This window comes from Ornithinimicrobium sp. F0845, from assembly GCF_023015765.1.
GTDB lineage: Bacteria > Actinomycetota > Actinomycetes > Actinomycetales > Dermatophilaceae > Ornithinicoccus.
Genome location: NZ_JALKAL010000001.1, coordinates 192,779 through 211,794, shown reverse-complemented (window position 1 = coordinate 211,794; position 19,016 = coordinate 192,779). Strand labels below are relative to the sequence as shown.

13 protein-coding genes are annotated in these 19,016 nt (G+C 71.2%); 9 read left to right on the top strand and 4 right to left on the bottom strand.

The genetic code is table 11. The annotated features are described in order from the left end of the window. The first annotated feature begins 249 nt into the window (after window positions 1-249). From MWU75_RS00960 to MWU75_RS00930, 7 genes are all read left to right on the top strand, one after another. Window positions 250-1,221 carry a type IV toxin-antitoxin system AbiEi family antitoxin domain-containing protein gene (locus MWU75_RS00960; protein ID WP_247087553.1) on the top strand — a complete coding sequence of 324 codons (972 nt, stop codon included), beginning with the start codon at window positions 250-252 and terminating at the stop codon, window positions 1,219-1,221. 519 nt (window positions 1,222-1,740) lie between these two features. Next, on the top strand, window positions 1,741-3,831 hold the full coding sequence (locus tag MWU75_RS00955; RefSeq protein WP_247087551.1) for an SPFH domain-containing protein: 2,091 nt from the start codon (window positions 1,741-1,743) through the stop codon (window positions 3,829-3,831). Next, complete coding sequence (locus MWU75_RS00950; protein ID WP_247087549.1) at window positions 3,824-5,203, top strand: SPFH domain-containing protein; 1,380 nt, start codon at window positions 3,824-3,826, stop codon at window positions 5,201-5,203. The genes MWU75_RS00955 and MWU75_RS00950 overlap by 8 nt, the downstream gene beginning before the upstream one ends. A 239-nt stretch (window positions 5,204-5,442) precedes the next feature. Continuing rightward, complete coding sequence (locus tag MWU75_RS00945) at window positions 5,443-8,709, top strand: S41 family peptidase (protein WP_247087547.1); 3,267 nt, start codon at window positions 5,443-5,445, stop codon at window positions 8,707-8,709. A 280-nt stretch (window positions 8,710-8,989) separates the two neighbouring features. Further along, a complete protein-coding gene (locus tag MWU75_RS00940; protein WP_247087545.1) occupies window positions 8,990-10,246 on the top strand; it encodes a glycine betaine/L-proline ABC transporter ATP-binding protein in 1,257 nt (418 codons plus the stop codon). Continuing rightward, on the top strand, window positions 10,246-11,166 hold the full coding sequence (locus tag MWU75_RS00935) for a proline/glycine betaine ABC transporter permease (protein WP_247087543.1): 921 nt from the start codon (window positions 10,246-10,248) through the stop codon (window positions 11,164-11,166). The genes MWU75_RS00940 and MWU75_RS00935 overlap by 1 nt, the downstream gene beginning before the upstream one ends. Before the next feature lie 100 nt (window positions 11,167-11,266). Next, window positions 11,267-12,250: a glycine betaine ABC transporter substrate-binding protein gene (locus MWU75_RS00930; RefSeq protein WP_247087541.1), complete on the top strand. Its 984-nt coding sequence runs from the start codon at window positions 11,267-11,269 to the stop codon at window positions 12,248-12,250. A 78-nt stretch (window positions 12,251-12,328) separates the two neighbouring features. Here the strand turns inward: MWU75_RS00930 and MWU75_RS00925 are convergent, their stop codons facing one another. Beyond that, window positions 12,329-13,591, bottom strand: a complete 1,263-nt coding sequence (locus MWU75_RS00925) for an MFS transporter (protein ID WP_247087539.1) — start codon at window positions 13,589-13,591, stop codon at window positions 12,329-12,331. A gap of 212 nt (window positions 13,592-13,803) precedes the next feature. Next, window positions 13,804-14,733 carry a GNAT family N-acetyltransferase gene (locus MWU75_RS00920; protein WP_247087537.1) on the bottom strand — a complete coding sequence of 310 codons (930 nt, stop codon included), beginning with the start codon at window positions 14,731-14,733 and terminating at the stop codon, window positions 13,804-13,806. Here MWU75_RS00920 and MWU75_RS00915 point away from each other — a divergent pair. After that, window positions 14,732-15,457 carry a DUF2461 domain-containing protein gene (locus MWU75_RS00915; protein WP_247087535.1) on the top strand — a complete coding sequence of 242 codons (726 nt, stop codon included), beginning with the start codon at window positions 14,732-14,734 and terminating at the stop codon, window positions 15,455-15,457. The genes MWU75_RS00920 and MWU75_RS00915 overlap by 2 nt on opposite strands. Window positions 15,458-15,494: 37 nt before the next feature. Here the strand turns inward: MWU75_RS00915 and MWU75_RS00910 are convergent, their stop codons facing one another. Next, entirely contained in the window at window positions 15,495-16,076 is a 582-nt protein-coding gene (locus tag MWU75_RS00910; protein WP_247087533.1) for an AhpC/TSA family protein, read from the bottom strand. Between the two features lie 50 nt (window positions 16,077-16,126). On the opposite strand from MWU75_RS00910, the gene MWU75_RS00905 reads away from it, so the two are divergent. Further along, window positions 16,127-16,630 (top strand): MarR family transcriptional regulator, encoded by a 504-nt coding sequence (locus MWU75_RS00905; protein WP_247087531.1) that lies wholly within the window; start codon window positions 16,127-16,129, stop codon window positions 16,628-16,630. A gap of 144 nt (window positions 16,631-16,774) precedes the next feature. Here the strand turns inward: MWU75_RS00905 and MWU75_RS00900 are convergent, their stop codons facing one another. Continuing rightward, on the bottom strand, window positions 16,775-18,997 hold the full coding sequence (locus tag MWU75_RS00900; RefSeq protein ID WP_247087529.1) for an MMPL family transporter: 2,223 nt from the start codon (window positions 18,995-18,997) through the stop codon (window positions 16,775-16,777). Window positions 18,998-19,016: the final 19 nt, after the last annotated feature.

Below are 19,016 nucleotides of genomic sequence, written 5' to 3'. Positions count from 1 at the left end.
TCACCCCCAGCGACGCCCCCGACAGCGCACTCCTTCTGCAGCGCACTCCCCCTACAGCGCACTCCCCTGCGACTCGCCCCCCGCGACGCCCCCCTGCGACGCCTCCACGGCCACCCACCCCCAACGACCGGCGGTTTTGGTCGCGCGGATCTTGTCGCATGCGACTGAAACCACGCGACCAATTCTGCAGTGCACAACCGTTATCCACAGGCCGGCCCGGGCACGGCCCGAACCCGGCATCCTGATCCGATGAAGAGGAAGCGGTCACGGTTCTCCACGACACGTCGGGAGGTCATCGCCCGTCGCCAGAGACTCGCCCGGACGGTGGCTGACCAGCATGACGGCGTGGCGCGGCGCAAGGACCTTCGTGCTGCCGGGCTGACTGACGCCGATATCCGGGCTGAGGTGGAGGCCGGTCGGTGGACACGCCTCGGCCGCCACACGATCGGCGTCACCGTGAGCAGGACGGAGGGCAGAGCACGGAGGTGGTGGGCGGTATGGGAGTCCGGGTCCGGGGCGGTCCTGGACGGGGAGGCCGCACTGATCGAGGCGGGCCTGAAGAACTGGACCCTGAGCCACGACCAGATCAGGGTCTCACTGCCGAGCGGGTGCACGGCGCATCCGCTACCCGGCGTTCGACCAGGCTACCCGCGCCGTCTCGGAGATGTCATGACCGCCGGACTGCCCCGCACGGCGCCCGCTGTCGCGGCCGTTCGCGCCGCCCAGGAGGCCACTTCTGACCGGCAGTCCGCGACGATCCTCGCCATGACGGTGCAGCAACGCCTTGTACGCCCGCAGGACCTGCTTGCCGAGTGGCAGCGGGTGCAGCGTTCACCTCGGGCAGCTTTCCTGACGGCCGTCATCCGGGACATCTGCGACGGCGCCCACAGCCTGGGCGAGCTCGACTTTGCGGCGCTGTGCCGAGACCGTGGACTGCCCGCTCCGTCTCGACAGACGCTCCGCGAGGGTCCGAACGGTCACTACTACCTCGACGTCTACTGGGAGGACCTCGACCTGCACGTCGAAGTCGATGGCTGTCACCACCAGCTGGGCATGGCGATGGTCAGCGACGCGTTCCGCCAGAACGAGATCGCGCTGAACCAGGACATCACGCTGCGCATCCCGGTGCTCGGTCTGCGGACGCAGCCCGAGAAGTTCCTCGACCAGGTCGCACGCGGCCTCGAGGAGGCCGGCGCCCGCCGGGTCGGTAGCCCGGGGTAGAGCCACGCTGGGTGGCGCCGGGTGGAGCCCGCCGGGTGACGCCGGGTGGAGCCCGCTGGGTCGTGGAACGCTGGCCTTCCTCCGGCGCCGCCTCGCTCCGGGTGGAGTCCGCTGAGTCGTGCCAGGTGGAGTCCGCTGGGTGGCGCCAGCGGGGGCCCATCACCTGCGACCGGCAGTTTTGGTCACGCGGATCTGGTCGCATGCGACAAGAACTGCACGACCAAAACCACTGAGCGCAGCCGATGACACTCGCCGGGCACTACAGATCCCCTGGAATCGCACCACAGCCGGCACTCGGGGGCACCCTTGCCACGGCATCACCCGCTGGGACAGGAACTCGGCGTAGTCGACTCACGAAGCCTCGGACCTCGCGACAGCCGGGCGCGCAAGCGGCAGCCGGCCCACGGCACACCGACACCGCCACGGAACCGCTGGCCTCCCGATCACGTCTGCCCCTGTGAAAGACTCGGTGCCGCGCGGCGAGGTCGTGCCCGACGGAAGTACAGAGGGGAAGATGGCGTGAGCAACAGATCACAACAGTTCATCGAGGCCGCCCGGCAGGTTGCGGGCGGCGCGGACGTCCGTGACGTCGTGGGGCAGTCGCTCCAGCAGGCCATGGGAGGCGGCGCGGGCGCGTCCGGCGGTGCAGGTTTCGACCTCAACGCCCGGGACTTCCCGGCAGCGCGCGGGGAGGGCGGCTCGGCCGGCACCCGCATCGCCTCCGAGAGCGTCTCGCTCGACGACGCGGCCGAGAAGCTGAGCCGCAGCCACTTCGAGATGGGTCCCAGCGGCCCCGTGCACGTCATCACGCCGATGGTCATGCCGCGCGGGCGCAAGATCCGCGCCATGATGCCGGTGATCCTGATGGTCATCGTCGGCATCGTCGGCTATGTCGTGCTGCTCCCCTTCGACGGGATGAGCACGGGCGTCTTCGGCGTGCACTACTGGGTCCTGGTCGTGCTGCTGGCCGCGTTCATGTGGTGGCGCCAGGGCATGGTGATGGTGCCCGAGGGCTGCACCGCGCTCATCAGCCGGTTCGGCAAGGTCGAGGCCGAGGTCGGCCCCGGCCGGGTCACCCTGTGGAACCCGTGGAAGCGGGTGTCCTACATCGTCAACACCACGCGTGAGTACCCCTTCAACGCCCCGATCCGCCAGGCGCCCACCAAGTCCGGTGTCCAGGCCTCGGTCGACCTGTTCCTGCAGTTCCGGATCGTCAGCGCGCGCGAGTTCGTCTTCGTGCTCGGCGCGGTCCAAGGGTTCCAGGACAAGCTCAACAACGCGATCTCGGAGACCACCCGGTCCCTCATCTACGACCAGGAGGCCTCCGGCATCTACGACCTGGTCGGTGAGAGCACCGCGCGCCTGCTCGAGCAGCTCAACGCGCAGTTCGCCCCGGCGGTCGAGCTGACCACGGCCAACATCACCCACGCCGAGCCGTCCGCGCAGGAGTACCGCATGGACCTGGCCGCCCCGGAGATGATCCGCGTGGCCAAGGAGGCCTACACCTACGAGTACGAGCTGAACCTCAAGAAGGAGCAGAACGAGGGTGACCTGAACAAGGACCTCGCCTCGCTCAGCGAGAACCTCTCGGCGATCCAGGCCGACATCGCCCGCTACCAGGCGCAGATGGACACCGCCCTCGAGCGCGAGACCAACCGCGCCAACGCGATGGCCCGTCAGCGCTTCGTCGAGTCGGAGTCGACCGCGCACGCCAACGCGGCCATGCTCGAGGCCCAGGCCCTGGACATCCGTGCCCTGAGCGCGGCGCTGGCCCCGGAGATCCTGGACTACCGCTACCAGCAGGACATGCTGGACAAGATGGAGAGCCTGGCCGGCTCGCTGCCGCAGATCGTGCGCGTGGGCGGCGAGGCCGACGGCGTCGACTACCTGCAGATCGCCCGCGAGCTGGTCGGTGGGCAGGACGACAAGTTGTTCTCCGCCGAGGACATGGAGGCCATCCGGGCTCGCGAAGCCGACATCGCCCAGCGCGTCGCCGGCCGCAAGGACGAGATCGAGGTCCTGCTGCAGGCCCCCGAGGCCACCGAGGTTGAGATCATCCCGGCGTCCGAACCGGTCGACGACCCCGAGGGCGAGCAGGTGCTGGACCAGATCCGGCGCTCGGTCAGCGACGAGCACGTCACGGCCGACCTGGAGGAGGTGCGCACCTCCGGTGGCGCACCCGAGCGGGCCGAATCACCGCGCGGCGACGACCCCGGCAGTATGCCGTCCGCTCCCGTCTCCGGCCCCAGCAGTATGCCGTCCGCTCCCGTCTCCGGCCCCAGCAGTATGCCGTCCGCTCCCGTGTCCGACCCCGGCCAGTCCCCGCAGGGCGAGCGTCCCCAGGGACCTCCGCAGGGACAGTTCCCCCAGGGACCTCCGCAGGGCGAGCGTCCCCAGGGACCTCCGCAGGGCCAGTTCCCGCAGGGGCCGCCGCAGGGCGAGCGTCCCCAGGGACCGTCGCAGGGCCAGTTCCCCCAGGGACCGCCGCAGGGCCAGTTCCCCCAGGGACCTCCGCCCGGCCAGTTCCCCCCGCCCCCGGGTCAGCCGCCGCGGCACCCGGAGCGCCCGCAGCACGACGAGATGAAGAACGAGGGTGAGGACCGTGGCTGAGCAGATGGTGGAGCAGACGACACGCGCCGTGCGCGCCCAGGGCATGAGCTCGATCAAGGAGGTCGTCTCCGGCTGGAGCGACGTCGCCCGGTTGCTGCGCGGAGGTGACTCCGGCGCCCTGGTGCCCGTCGTCATACCCCGGGACAACCGTGGCCTGCGCTGGACGACCCTGGTGTGGTTCGGCCTGTGGGCCCTGATCAGCGGCTTCATGCTGATGCGCGGCAACTGGGGGGTCCCGGCGGTCATCGTCGCGATCCTGGCCTTCATCCTGGCCGCGCTGTGGTGGTGGCGCTCCTCGATCGTCGAGATCGAGGAGGGCACCGTCGGTGTGCTGACCAAGTTCGGGGCCATCAGCGGTCCGGGGCTGGCACCGGGTCGGCACTACCTTTGGCACCCGTGGGCACGTGTCGCCTACGTCGTCGACGTCACCACGGAGATCCCCTACGCCGCACCCGTGCTGTCCTCCCCGACGCACGAGAACGTCCCGTTGAAGTCGATCGAGTTCTTCCTGCGCTTCCGCATCGTCGACGCGATCCGGTTCGTGCAGACGATCGGGGCCGGCAACTTCGACCTCGTGCTGTCCAACTCGGTCCAGGACGCGATCCGGCAGCGCAGCCGGCAGGTGCGCACCGAGCGCGCCTACGACCTGCGCGGCAGCGACGTCAAGGACATGCAGGACCTGCTCAACCGTCAGCTGACCCGCTACGGCGTGCAGATCATGGGCTGCAACATCCCGGACGTGCAGCTGCCCGACCAGTACCGCGAGCACCTGGCCACCCGCGAGCGTGTGGCCAAGGAGCTGGTGGCCTATGAGAAGGAGTGGGAGCTGACGCGCAAGCGGCGGATCGACACCCTGCTCATGGAGATCGAGCGGTCCAAGAAGATCCGCGACGCCAAGATCGTCGAGGTCAAGGCCTCGCTGAACAAGGCCCGCAAGGACGTCGCGCAGATGCTCGAGGAGCGCGAGACCGAGGCCCAGGCGATCCGCTACGAGATCGAGACCAAGGCCCGCACCAACCTGGTGGCCGCCCAGGGTGAGGCCAAGGCCCAGGAGCAGCTGGCGACGGCGTACCGCGACAACCGGGCCGTGCTCGGCTACGAGCTGGCTCGGCGCCGGCTCGACGTCGGCGCCAACCTGGCCGAGAACGCACCCCGCCCGGTCATCGTGCACACGGACGCCGGCACCGGCGACAACTCGGCGCTGTCCACGCTGCTCATGGCCCAGCTGCTCCCGCAGATCCAGGCCGGTGCCGCGTCGCGTCCGCGGCAGGCCGTGCGGCAGGCGGCGCAGCAGTCCTCCGACGAGGTCGCCGCGGCCGCCGGCAACGTCGCCCAGCGTGCGGTCCAGGCCGTCCGGGGACGCAACCAGTAGTCATCCACCGTGCACGGACCCCGGGTCGCCTCGTCGCGACCCGGGGTCCGTGCATGGGGGAGCATGGCGGAGCCCGCCGTCCGCACGCTCGGGGGAGGTGAGGACGGCGGCGCCCACCGTGCGGGGCTCGGTGGCGGTGACAACGCACCACGACGGGCTCGGTCGAGGTGGCCGACTCCTTGCCCAACCTTGACCGGAACCTAACACTGGAAGAGGAGGCGACACGTACCTTGGGGTAGGTGACTTCGGCATACCTGCGCTACCCCCATCTGCACGGCGACCTCCTCACCTTCGTGGCGGCTGACGACGTCTGGCTGGCCCCGGCCGCGGGGGGACGGGCGTGGCGGGTCTCGGACGACGGGTCCCCGGCCCGCAACCCGCGCTTCTCCCCGGACGGGCAGCACATCGCCTACGTCTCGCACCGCGACGGGCACCCGGAGGTCGTGGCGGTCGACGTCGCGACCGGACAGTCGCGACGCCTCACCTGGTGGGGCGCGAAGAACACCCTGGTGCTGGGCTGGACCACCGACGGCCGGGTCCTCGCGGCCTCCCACGCCGGGGAGGCCAACCTCCGACACCTGACCGTGCGGGCCGTCTCCCTGGACGGCTCGGTCGAGCGGCTTCGCTACGGACCGGCGTGGGGCGTGGCGGAGCGAGCGGACGGCGCGGTGGCCCTGAGCACGCCCGGCAGCCGGCAGCCCGCGCACTGGAAGCGCTACCGCGGCGGCACGGCATCCCGCCTTTGGCTCGACCCGACCGGCGGCGGTGAGTGGACCCGGCTGCTGCCCTCCGAGGCGGCGGGACTGGTCGACCCGCTGTGGGTCGGTGACCGCCTGGTCTTCGTCTCGGACCGTGGCGCGGGCTCCCCCTCGGCCGACAATCCGTCGCACGGGACACCGTCCATCAGCAGCGACCAGGCCAACCTCTGGGTCTGGGACGACCCCGGTCAGGGCGAGCCGAGACAGCTCACCCAGCAGGGTCCGGAGGACGGCTACGTCCGTGACGCCAGCAGCGACGGCGCCCGCATCGTCTGGCACTCCCGCGGTGCGCTGTGGCTGCTCGAGGACCTCGACGGCACCCCGCACCGCGTCGAGATCGACCTGCCGGGGCCGCGGCCCCTCACCCGCTCCGCCGACCCCACCGACCGGCTGCACACGATCGTGCCGGACCACGGTGGCGACGGCAGCCTGGTCGGCTGGCGGGGTAGCGCCTTCTGGCTCAGCCACCGCGAGGGGCCGGCCCGCGCGCTGGTCGCGGACTCGGCCGTCCGGGTGCGCGAGCCCGAGCTGCTCGGCCGGACCGGTCAGGCTCTCCTGGTCACCGACGCCGACGGGGAGGACGCCCTGGAGGTGCACCACCTCGACGGGAGCCAGCCACCCCGCAGACTGTGCGGCGGAGCGCTGGGCCGCGTGCTGCATACTGCCTCCGACCCCGCCGGGGAGCGGGTGGCGACCGTCTCCCACGACGGGCGGGTCAGCCTGGTCACCGTCGCTGACGGGTCCGTCCGCGAGCTGAGTGACTCCCCGGAGGGTGAGCCGGTCTCGCTGACCTTCTCCCCCGACGGGCGCTACCTGGCCTGGGCCCGACCCACCCGCGAGGGTGCTCGCTTCCAGCTGGTCGTCGCGGACCTGGCGGGCGGCGGCGAGCCCGTCGCGCTCACCGAGGGCAACCTCAACGACCGGTCTCCCGCCTTCACCGACGACGGGCGCTACCTGGTGTTCCTGTCCGACCGGACCTTCGACCCGACCTACGACACCCACGAGTTCATGCTGTCCTTCAGCCGGTCCACCCGCCCGTGGCTGCTGCCCCTCTCGGCGACCGAGCCGGCCCCCTTCGGCCCGAGCGCGGAGGGCTGGCGCATCAGCAAGCCGCCGGATGACAAGGACGCGGGCGAGTCCGGGGCCGGGGCCGACTCGTCCACAGAGCCACCGACGAGCCCCGACCTGGACGTCGACGGCGCCGAGGACCGCCTCGTGCCCTTCCCCGTCCCCTCGGGCGACTACCGGGACCTGCGGTCCGCCAAGGGCGGTGTGCTGTGGGTCAAGGTCGCGGGCGAGGCAGGTGTGCTGGGCACGCGTCGCGCCGGGGTCAGCGGCGAGCCGATGACCGACACGCTGGACTACTGGTCCTTCGAGCAGCGCCGGGTCACCACCGTCGCCGACGCGGCTGACACCTACGCCGTCTCGGGGGACGGCGAGAAGGTCGTCGTGCGGGCCAAGGAGAAGGTGTCGGTGCAGCCCAGCGACCACAAGCCGGAGGAGGACTCCGGCGAGTCCGTCAGCGTGGACCTGTCCCGGCTGCGGCTGGAGATCGACCCGGTGGCCGAGTGGCTCCAGATGTATGACGAGAACGCCCGCATCATGCGGGACCACTACTGGCGCGAGGACATGGACGGCGTCGACTGGGAGGGGGTCGTCGCGCGCTACCGCCCGCTCGTGGCGGCGGTGCGCACCCACGACGACCTCGTGGACCTCCTCTGGGAGGTGGTGGCCGAGCTGAACACCTCGCACGCCTACGTCACTCCCGCGGAGCCGCTGGGTGACCAGTCGCGCCGGCTGGGGCTGCTCGGTGCGGACCTGTCGCGGGTCGAGGACGGCTGGCGGATCGACCGGATCCTGCCCGGGGAGACGACGGACCCCGACGCCCGCTCCCCGCTGCGCGCAGCCGGTGTCGATGCCCGCGAGGGTGATGTGGTCGTGGCGGTCGACGGCAGCCCCGTCGACCCCGCCTTCGGGCCGGCCCCCCGCCTGGTGGGCGCCGCGGGCAAGCCCGTCGAGCTCACTCTTCGCCGGGACGGCCAGGCCCGTCGGGTGGTCGTCGTGCCGCTGGAGGACGAGGAGGTCCTGCGCTACCAGGACTGGGTCCGCTCCCGGCGGGACTACGTCCGGGAGCACTCCGACGGCCGGGTCGGCTACCTCCACGTGCCCGACATGACCAGCACCGGCTGGGCACAGCTGCACCGGGACCTGGGACGGGCCACCCAGGCCGAGGGGCTGATCGCCGACGTGCGCTACAACCGCGGTGGCCACACCAGTCAGATGGTGCTCTCCCGGCTGCTGGGTCGCGTGGTCGGCTGGGGGCTGGGCCGGCACTACGCGTCGGCCTACACCTACCCGGACCAAGCCCCCCGGGGGCCGGTCGTGCTCGTGGCCAACGAGAACTCCGGGTCGGACGGCGACATCGTCAACGCCGGCGCCCAGGCGTTCGGCATCGGCCCGGTCGTCGGGGTCCGGACCTGGGGCGGCGTGGTGGGCATCGACGGACGGTTCGACCTGGTCGACGGCACCGGGATCACCCAGCCGCGCTATGCCTTCTGGCTGGAGGGCAAGGGCTTCGGCGTGGAGAACCACGGCGTCGACCCCGACATCGAGGTCGTCCACTCCCCCGGCGACTTCTTCGGTGCGGCCGACCCGCAGCTGGACCGGGCGATCACCGAGGTGCTGGCGCGGCTGGAGGAGACACCGAGCGCCCAGCCGCCCGAGCTGCCGCAACCACGGGTGCGCTGACGTCCCGCCGCCCGAGCTGCCGCAACCACGGGTGCGTTGACGCTCCGCCGCGGGTGGCGCACCACGGCACCACCGTCCTCCTGAGCACTCGAATTTCGTTGACCTGTTTGTGATCCCGGCGTGACCAACCGGTGACTTTGTGGCACCTGGTCGCCCAGGTTGCTACGGTCGAGAGGTCTCGGCATGCCGAGTCTGCGCTTTTCGTGACGGCCCCTGAGTGTCTTGGCCGTCCTTCGTGGTGTGGGTGCCGAGAGTTTGTGACACCGACAACGGGAGACCTGTGTCTGCGATAGAGGCCCACGGAGTATTCAAGATCTTCGGGCGCCGCCCTGAGCGGGGCGTCCGAGCCCTGCAGGAGGGACGCGACCGGGAGGAGCTGCGCGCACGGGGCCTGACCCCGGCCGTCATTGACGCCACCTTCTCGGTGGATCCTGGGGAGATCTTCGTGGTGATGGGTCTGTCCGGCTCGGGCAAGTCGACCCTGATCCGCACCGTCAACCGCCTGCTCGACCCGACCGCCGGGTCCGTCGTCATCGGCGGGACCGACATCAGCAGCCTCGACGGGGCCGCCCTGCGGCAGGTTCGCCGCGAGAAGGTCAGCATGGTCTTCCAGCACTTCGCCCTGCTGCCGCACCGCACGGTCGGGGAGAACGCCGCCTACGGCCTGGAGGTGCAGGGGGTGAACCGCAGCGACCGCGAGGCCCGCGCCGAGGAGGCCCTGGGGATGGTGGGGCTGGACGGCTGGGGCGCCTCCCTGCCGTCGGAGCTCTCCGGGGGAATGCGGCAGCGGGTCGGGCTCGCCCGGGCGCTGGCCGCCGGCACCGACATCATGCTGATGGACGAGGCGTTCAGCGCGCTCGACCCGCTCATCCGCCGCGAGATGCAGGACCAGCTCATCGACCTGCAGCAGCGCCTGGACAAGACGATCCTGTTCATCACGCACGACCTCAACGAGGCCATGCGTCTCGGAGACCACATCGCGATGATGCGCGACGGGAGGATCGAGCAGATCGGCACCGCCGAGGAGATCCTCAACAACCCGGTCAACAACTACGTCGCCGAGTTCGTCCAGGACGTCGACCGCACGAGGGTCCTCACCGCCGCCAACATCATGGAACAGCCGGTGGCCCTGCTCGGGTCGGGCGCAGGCCCTCGCGCCGCGCAGAAGCTCATGCGCGAGCACCAGCTCAACTGGTTGCTGGTCGTCAACCGGGACCGCACGGTCGAGGGGCTCCTGTGGTCGCACGGGGTAGCCTCCGCCGTGCACGACGGGCAGGACGCCCTCCCGCTCTATCGGGACGGGCTGCGGTTCACCTCCCCCGACACGACGCTCAACGACCTGTTCGCAGAGGCCGCGAGCAGCCCGGCCCCGCTCATCGTCCGCGACGACGCCGGCCGACTCCTGGGGGTCATCCCGGACGTGACCCTCCTGGCGGCCATGGGCAACGGGCAACCGGGCGGCAACGGAGAGACGCCCGGGGTATCTCCTCACGACATACAGACCCCGATCGACGGCAGCACGGCGGAGGTGGTCTGATGGAGGACCAGGAGAGCACGGTCATCCCGAGCATCCAGGTCGGCGACTGGGTCGAGAGCGGGGTGGACTGGCTCACCGGCAACTTCCGCGAGATCTTCCGCACGTTCAGCGACGTCCTGGAGACCCTCATCAACGGGCTGATCGACGCCCTGTTGTTCGTGCCGCCCGACCTGATGATCGTGGTGCTGGTCCTGCTGGGGCTCATCCTCCGCTCGTGGCAGTTCGCCGTGGGCTCGGCGCTCGGCCTGTCCGCCGTGGTGGCCATGGGCATGTGGGAGGCGGCCATGCAGACCCTGGGGATCGTCGTGTTCGCGACGGTGGTCGCGGTCCTGATCGCCGTCCCGATCGGCGTGCTGGCCGCCCGCAACCGCGTGGTCAGCAACATCGTGCAGCCCGTGCTGGACTTCATGCAGACCATGCCTGCCTTCGTCTACCTGGTCCCGGCCGTGATCCTGTTCGGCATCGGCTTCGTGCCGGGCCTGCTGTCCACGATCGTCTTCGCGCTGCCACCCGGGGTGCGGCTCACCGAGCTGGGCATCCGGCAGGTCGACGCCGAGACGGTCGAGGCCGGGCAGGCCTTCGGGGCCACCCCCCGACAGATCCTGCGCGGCATCCAGCTGCCGCTGGCCACTCCCACGATCATGGCCGGCGTCAACCAGGTGATCATGCTCGCCCTGTCGATGGCCGTCATCGCCGGCATGGCCGGGGCCGACGGTCTCGGCAAGCTCATCGTGGAGTCCATCGCCCGCCTCGATGTGGGCCTGGGCGCCGAGGCCGGCCTGTCCGTCGTCGTCCTGGCCATCTACCTCGACCGGCTCACCGCCTCCATCGGCGGGTCGGGGTCGGACAAGTCCCTGGGCGCGCTCATCCGGCGCAGCAGGGGTCGATCCGTGGCACAGCGCGTGACGACCGGCATCTGAGACCCAACTGCACCTGAGACCCCCAACTGCATCTGAGACCCCCGACTGTCCGAGCAAGGCCGGCCCGTGCCGGCTCCAGAAGGAAGAAAGGAACGATCCCATGAGATTGCAGCGCAACCGACGCGCCGCGGGCGTGATCACGTCCGCGCTCGCCCTCTCCCTGATCCTCGGAGCCTGTGGCTCCGAGGACGGCGGCGACTCCGAGGGCACCGAGGCCGAGGCCGAGGAGGGCGCCGGCGACGACGGCTCCGAGGACATGGCCGACGACTCCGCCGACACCGAGGCGGCGGGAGGCGAGGCCTCCGGCACGATCACCCTCGGCTTCATCCCGTCCTGGACGGACGGCCTGTCCACCGCCTACCTGCTTGAGCACCTCCTCACCGAGGAGGGCTACGACGTCGAGATGCAGACCCTGACCGAGGCGGCCCTGCTCTACTCCGCGGTGGCCAACGGCGACGTCGACATGTATCCGAGCGCCTGGCCCGAGGCCACGCACGCCGACTACATGGAGGAGTACGGCGACCGCATCGAGGACCTGGGCTCCTACTACGACAACGCCAAGCTCACCTTCGCGGTCCCGACCTACAGCGACATCGAGTCGATCGCCGACCTGCCCGACCACGTGGACGAGCTGGGCGGCGAGATCATCGGGATCGAGCCGGGCGCCGGCCTGACCCGGACGACCAAGGAGTCGGTGATGCCGGCTTACGGGCTGGACGACTTCACCCTCGTGGAGTCCTCGACGACCGCGATGCTGGCCCAGCTCAAGGACGCCACGGACAACGAGGAGCCCATCGTGGTCACCCTCTGGAAGCCGTTCTGGGCCAACAGCGCCTTCCCGGTCAAGGACCTGGAGGACCCCGAGGGTGCCCTGGGTGAGCCCGAGGCCCTGCACTTCCTGGCCACCGAGGGCTTCTCCGAGGAGTTCCCGCAGGCGGCCGAGATCATCGGCTCCATCAAGCTCAACGACGAGCAGTATGGCGCTCTCGAGGACATGGTGGTCAACGAGTTCGGCGAGGGCAACGAGGCCGAGGCCATCGACGCCTGGCTCGAGGAGTTCCCGGACGTGATCCCCGCGAGCTGACAGACCCCGACGGACGGCCACCCGGCGGTCCTGGACGGGCAGGGCCCCGACCGCACCAGCGGTCGGGGCCCTGCTCTGTCAGGCGGACACAGAGGGGACCGACCCGGCGGGGACCCGCTCGGGGGCCGCGGCCGCACGGGCCTGGGCCATCCGCAGCGTGCGCGCACCGGTCAGCGCCAGGCCAAGCGCCAGGAAGCTCGCGGCCACGGTGACCGCGAAGGCCGGCCGGTGACCACCCCAGTCGGCGAGCCGCCCGGCGACACTGGACCCCACGGCATACCCCATGCCGGTCGTCGCCGCCAGGATCGTCATCGCCGCCCCCAGGCGCCGGACATCGGTGATCCGCTCGGTCACGGTGAACGTGGTGATCATGGTCGGCGCCACCGCCAGCCCGAGGACCAGCAGCACCACGGCGAGCAATCCCAGACCATCCACCGCGAGCAGCGGCAGCGACAGCAGGGCCAGGGCGATGGTGAACAGCCGCAGCCGGCGCTCATAGGCGAAGGTCTCCGGCACCGCGACGACTGCCAGGCCCGCGACCACGCTCCCCACCCCGAGCAGGGCGTGGAACAGGCCGGTGAGACCCGGCTCCCCGGCGGCGGTCGCCAGCACCGAGGTGCCGGTCTGGACCGACCCGAAGACCATGCCCACGGACAGCTGCACCAGCGCGAGCAGCACGAGGGCCGGGGTGAGCAGGCGGGCGGCGGCCTGCGCGCTCACCGTCGAGGGGCCGACCAGGCCGGCGGTGGGGTGGACGGCGAACCAGGTCCCGAACAGCAGCAGCAGTATGCCGGCAGCCAGGATCGCGGCGGACGGGTTCAGCAGCGCGCCGACCAGGCCGACGAGCGCCGGGCCGAGGACGAAGGAGGCCTCGTCGGCGGCACCCTCGTAGGAGAAGGCGGCGTCCACGAGCTCGCGCTTCTCCCGGCCCGCCCGGCGGCTAATCGGGCGCCAGCGGACGCGGGCCATCGTCCCGACCTGGGGGGTGAAGGCACCGGCGAGGGCGGCGACCAGGGTGAGCGGCCACCACGGGTCGCCGCTCTCGTAGGTGCCGGCGAGCGCGACCACCGCGAACAGTCCGAGCGAGCCGACGACCGACTGCACGAGCAGCACCGGGCGCTGACCGAGCCGGTCGGTGAGGGCGCCGGCCACCGGCGCACCGATCGCGTTGGCGACGGCGAGCGCACCCGCCGTCGCACCGCCGGCCCCGTAGGAGCCGGTCACGCCCGAGACGAGCAGGAGGACACCGAGCTGGGACATCGCCAGCGGCAGGCGACCGAGGAAGGCCACGACGACATACAACGGGCCGGTGAGCGAGAAGAGGTGACGGTAGGACGCCACGGGTGACAACAGAACCTCCGAGGGGGGTACAGCGGACTCGCGCCATCCCAGCCCCTGGCGCGTGAAGTCCCTGTGCAGCTCCCATGATACCGGCTCCCGGCGGGTCGCCCGACCACCAGTGACATCAAGGCGTGGGGCCGGCATGTGCAGAAAGCACGCCAGGGCGCGGATTCGGCACACGCCGCGCCGACTTGTGTGCTTGCAGCGGTTCGTCAGTCGACGTCGCGGACGTAGCGCGAGACAACCCGCACCGGCTGGTAGCCGACCGAGACGTAGAGGCGGTCGGCGCCGGTCGGGCTGGTCGAGTCGACCTCGAGCTCGCTGACCCGCTGACCCGCAGCACGGGCAGCCCGCAGCGAGCTCAGCAGCACCTGGCGGGCCAGACCGCGGCCGCGGGCCTCGCGGCGGGTGCCCACCAGCTCGACGTGGCTCACGCCGGGCTCGTGCTCGGCGACCAGGGAGTAGGCCAGCACCCGATCGCCCTCGACGACGACGCGGCTCTGCTCGGGCCGCTGCGTGGAGGACTTCCCCCAGAACTCCCAGTGGTCCTCCGGGATCGGGCTGAAGTTGCGGTGGTCGCGGAACGCGTCGTTGTGGGCGTCACGGGTGGCGCTCAGCTGCTCTGCGTCCGGGCGGACCGCGGCGGTCTCCTCACCCTGGTCGACCCAGTCTGCGAGCTGCACCTGCATCGTGATGAAGTAGTTGTCCGGCCGGTATCGGCGGTCCTCCAGCAGCCGCTGGGCCGAGGAGTCCGGGAGGCCGCCGGAGGTGCGCAGCCGCACGGGCTCTCCGGGGAGCCGCTCGGTCGCCAGCTCGCGGGCACGGGCCTCCAGCCGATTCAACAGCTCGCTGCCCAGACCGCGGTCGCGGTGGTCGGGGTGGACAGCACCCTGGACGCTGACCATCGCGCGCCCCTCGACCACCGTGTCGCGACAGAAGACGCTGCCCAGCCCCACGAGCTCGTCGTCCTCCCAGACGGTGACCACGTCGGTCGAGACGTCGAACCGTGGCGCCTCGAACATCTCGGTCGTCGCCTGCTCGGTGGTGACCTCCCCGGTGCCGTCGCGCTCGCCGACCAGGTTGGTGAACGCCACCACCGCACGGACGTCGTCACGGGTCACTGTTCGCCAGGTGAGGGACATGGGGACGATTCTGCACCCGGGACAGGCCTCCGTCCCAGCCCGCGCCGCCGGTGACCGGGTCGACGGCCCCGGCTCGCGGCATACTCTGTCGCCCATGACGTTCGAGGGTTTCCCGCACGATGCCACCGACTTCTATGCCGAGCTGGAGCTGGACAACAGCACCGGGTTCTGGCGGGCGCAGCGCGAGCGCTACGAGATCAGCGTGCGCGGCCCGATGACCGCGCTGCTGGCCGAGCTGGAGGAGGAGTTCGGGTCGGGCAAGGTGTTCCGGCCGAACCGGGACGTGCGCTTCTCCGCGGACAAGAGCCCCTACAAGACGCACCAGGGTGGATACGTCACCACCGGCTCACGCACCGGCTGGTATGCCGAGGTGTCGGCCGAGGGGTTCCGTCTCGGGGGCGGGTGCTACCAGATGGAGCCGGCGGTGCTGGCGGCGTTTCGGACGGACGTCGCCGGACCGCGCGGGGCCGAGCTGGAGCGCCTGGTCGGGGAGCTGCGGGAGGCCGGGTGGGAGGTCGGCGGGGACCGACTCAAGACCGCGCCGCGGGGCTTTCCTCGCGACCACGAGCGGATCGACCTGCTGCGGCACCGGACGATCTCGGCGATGCGGTGGGTCGAGGACGCCGACATCGTCACCACGCCCCGGCTGGTGGAGCAGGTGCGGGTGGACTGGCGCGCTGTGCGTCCGCTGCTGGAGTGGCTGCGCCCGGTCGTGAGCGCCTGAGGGCCCTGAGGGCAAACGGCGTGATGACCGGACGTTGTCAGGCCGCGTCGGACTCCACGAGGTCCAACAGCTCGTCAACGCTCCACTGGTCGTTGGCGTGCTGCCCGTAACGGACGGCCTGCACCGCCCCGCCGGGTGCGATGAGGAAGTCGGCGGGCAGGCCCGTGATCGAGCCACCGCGCACCTGGAAGGGGCGTGAGTCCGGGTCGCGCCACTCCCGTGCGGCGACCTGCCACGCGGCTGGATTGAGTGGGGACGTCCACGCCCGGGGGTTCAGCAGCGAGCGCACCGACCGCCCGACGCCGAACTCGTCATAGAGGACGCGCTCTGGGTCGGCAACCGCAGCGAACGGCAGGCCAGCCTGGTGCGGACGCATGGCACTGGCCTCTGAGTGGAAGACCACGACCTCGATCACCCCTGCCGCACTGATCTCCTCATGACGGCGCACAAGGGTCCCCAGGTGGACGTTGCAGATCGGGCAGGCCGCGAACCGGCGGAACTGCAGGTGGATCAGGGCATCGGCATCGGGGACGGCCACACGGGTCCCGTCAATGGTGGTCAGCACACGGCGCGGGACGATATCTCCTCGCACGAACCGTCTGGTCTCTGGCTTGTCCATGGGTCACCCCTTGGTAGATTGAGAGCAATATTGTTCGTGGAGGATATGTTATGAGTTTCGAACTATCTGCACAAGAGCGGCGCCGCCAGCGATCGTCAACCACCCAGGTGAAACTGGCGCTCCGCACCCTGCGCAGCCAGCTGGCCGTGCTCCAGCATGAGGTGGGTGGCCTGGTCGCCCTCAAGGACGCCGACCTGGACTGCCTCGACCTGATCAACCAGCACGGGCCGATCACCCCCTCGGCGCTGTCCCGGCTGACAGGGCTGCACCCGGCCACGCTCACCGGCATCCTCGACCGGCTCGAGCGGGCTCGGTGGATCACTCGGCAGCGCGATCCGGAGGCCACCGACCGGCGCACCGTGCGCGTGCAACCCCTCCCTGACCGCAACCGCGAGCTGATCGGCCACTACGCCGGGATGAACGATGCGATGGATTCGCTGTGCGCGGCCTACACCCCGGAGCAGCTCGACCTGATCGCCGACTTCCTGCGGCGCACGGCGGAGGCCGGCGCGACCGCTCGGGCCGGGCTGGTGGGCGACCAGCCCGGGACCTAGCGCGGCCCGCCTGCCACAGCGGCACCGCCGTCCCCACCCGGATCTCGTGGGGAAGCCGGGGGCGCCAGAGCGCCCCAGACCGCGGCGACGAGGGCCGGCCCGTGGTGGGTCGGCCCTCGCGGATGGCCTCAGATGGTCCCGCTCTCAGTGGTGCAGCTTGGGCAGCCACGCGGGGCCGGTGTGCGCCCGCTTCCCCAGCAGCGCCAGCACCGCGGGCAGCAGCACGCCGCGCACGACGGTCGCGTCGACGAGGACCGCGACGGCCAGGCCCACGCCGAGCTGCTTCATCTCCAGCATGGACAGCGTCCCGAAGATCGAGAAGACACCGACCATCACGGCCGCCGCCGCGGTGACCACGCCGGCCGACCGTGCCACCCCGTAGCGGATGGCCTCGCGCGCGGAGTGACCCCCGTCGAAGGCCTCGCGGACCCGGCTGGTGACGAAGATGTGGTAGTCCATCGACAGGCCGAAGAGCAGCACGAACAGCATCATCGGGATCCACGAGGCGACCGCGCCGGTGGAGGTGAACCCGAGCAGCCCCTCGGCCCAGGTGCCGCCGAAGACGAGCGACAGGACGCCGTAGGCCGCGCCGACCGACAACAGGTTCAGGCCCACGGTGGCCAGGGCGAGGGACGGCGAGCCGAACGACAGCAGCATGACGACGAGGGACAGGGTCAGCACCAGGCCCACCACCCAGGGCAGCCGGTCGTCCATCCACGACGTCAGGTCGGTGACGACGGCCTGCCCGCCCAGGTGCACCTCGGCGCCCGGCACGTCGGACAGGTCGGCACGCAACTGCGGCAGGACCTCCCCGCGGACGTCCTCGACGACGGCGCTCAACCGCTCGTCGCTGCTGCTGACCTCCACGCCGATGTTCCAGACGGTGACCGTGCCGTCGACGGACTGGTCGACCTGGTCCGCGGCGTCCGAGACGAGCTCGATTCCCTCGGCACGGTCGGCGGCTCCCAGGAGCGCCGCCTCCACCTCGTCGGCGGCCTCCGCCGGAGCCGAGACGACGACCTGCAGGGCATCGCCCTCCGCCGGGACCGCGGTGTGGAACTGCTGGTAGGCCTGGACGCCCGCCAGATCCTGCGGCAGTGTCTCCACGCCCCCGATGGCCGTCTTCATCCCGAGTGCGGGCATCGCCAGGGCGACCATGGCGCCTCCGACGACGAGGAGGGCGGTGGCGGGCCGCCGGGTCACCGCGCCGGCCAGACGGCCCCAGAGCGAGCGGTCCGTGCCGCGGCGTGCCTCGCGCCGCCGGGTGAACGGCAGCCGGAGCGCCTCGATGCGGTCTCCGAGCAGGGCCAGCACGGCGGGCAGCACGAAGATCGCGGCCGCCACCGCGACGGCGACCACGAACATGGCCCCCAGCCCCAGCGAGGTGAACATCCCGCCCGCGACGAGCATCCCGGACATCGCGATGACGACGGTGAGCCCGGAGATCGTCACGGCCCGGCCGGCGGTGGCCCCGGCGATGCCGATCGAGTCGAGCACCGAGGCCCCGGCGTGCCGCTCCTCCCGAGCCCGTCGCACGATCAGCAGGGCGTAGTCGACCCCGACCGCCAGGCCGATCAGCAGCACGATGGCCTGGCTGTTCTGGTCGACCGGCACCCAGGTCGAGATGACAGCCGTCAGGCCGAGCGCGACCGCCACGCTGCCCAGCCCGATCAGCAGCGGCACGCCGGCGGCCAGCACGGCGCCGAAGGCGAGCAGCAGGATGATCAGGGTGGCCGGGATCGCGAAGAGCTCGGCGCGCTCGAAGTCCTCCCCGACCGTCTCGTTCATCTCCTGGTCCAGCGAGGTCTGGCCGAACTGGCCGACCGTGAGATCGGGGTGCTGGTCGGCCAGGTCGCTCGTGGCCTCGAGCGAGCCGTCAACCTCCAGGGCCGCGCCGTCCGCGTCCGCGGCGAACTCCAGCGGCAGCACGAGGCTCCCGTCGACGCCCGGGAACGGCTCCCCCACACTCGTGACCCCCGGGGTGTCCTGGTAGGTGGCGACCAGCTCGGCGCCCAGAGCCTGGGCGCGGCCCGGGTCGAGCGCACCGGCGGGGTCGGTGACGATGACGAACTCGGTCGGTGCGTCCCCGAAGTCCGCACCGTCCATGATCTCCATGGCCACGGCGGAGTCACCGACCAGCTGCTCGTTGACGTGCTGCGTGGTGATCCCCAGGGTGCCGAGCAGTCCGACGCCTCCGAGGACCACCAGCAGGGAGGTGGCCAGGACGAGCCACTTGTGCCGGGCCGAGAACAGCGCGACGGGGCTGCGTGGCAGCTCGGGACGGTAGGCGACGTCCTCGGCCGCGGACTCGCTCCGTGCCTGCGGGGCACGGGGCGGCGACATCACTTCAGTCGGGTTCTGGATCATGTCTCCAGCCTGCAGAGAT

Excerpts from the sequence above, each read along its gene's own strand:
- MWU75_RS00960 (WP_247087553.1), top strand. The coding sequence starts at position 250 with ATGAAGAGGAAGCGGTCACGGTTCTCCACGACACGTCGGGAGGTCATC.
- MWU75_RS00935 (WP_247087543.1), top strand. The coding sequence starts at position 10,246 with ATGGAGGACCAGGAGAGCACGGTCATCCCGAGCATCCAGGTCGGCGAC.
- MWU75_RS00930 (WP_247087541.1), top strand. The coding sequence starts at position 11,267 with ATGAGATTGCAGCGCAACCGACGCGCCGCGGGCGTGATCACGTCCGCG.
- MWU75_RS00915 (WP_247087535.1), top strand. The coding sequence starts at position 14,732 with ATGGGGACGATTCTGCACCCGGGACAGGCCTCCGTCCCAGCCCGCGCC.
- MWU75_RS00920 (WP_247087537.1), bottom strand. The coding sequence starts at position 14,733 with ATGTCCCTCACCTGGCGAACAGTGACCCGTGACGACGTCCGTGCGGTG.
- MWU75_RS00910 (WP_247087533.1), bottom strand. The coding sequence starts at position 16,076 with ATGGACAAGCCAGAGACCAGACGGTTCGTGCGAGGAGATATCGTCCCG.
- MWU75_RS00905 (WP_247087531.1), top strand. The coding sequence starts at position 16,127 with ATGAGTTTCGAACTATCTGCACAAGAGCGGCGCCGCCAGCGATCGTCA.
- MWU75_RS00900 (WP_247087529.1), bottom strand. The coding sequence starts at position 18,997 with ATGATCCAGAACCCGACTGAAGTGATGTCGCCGCCCCGTGCCCCGCAG.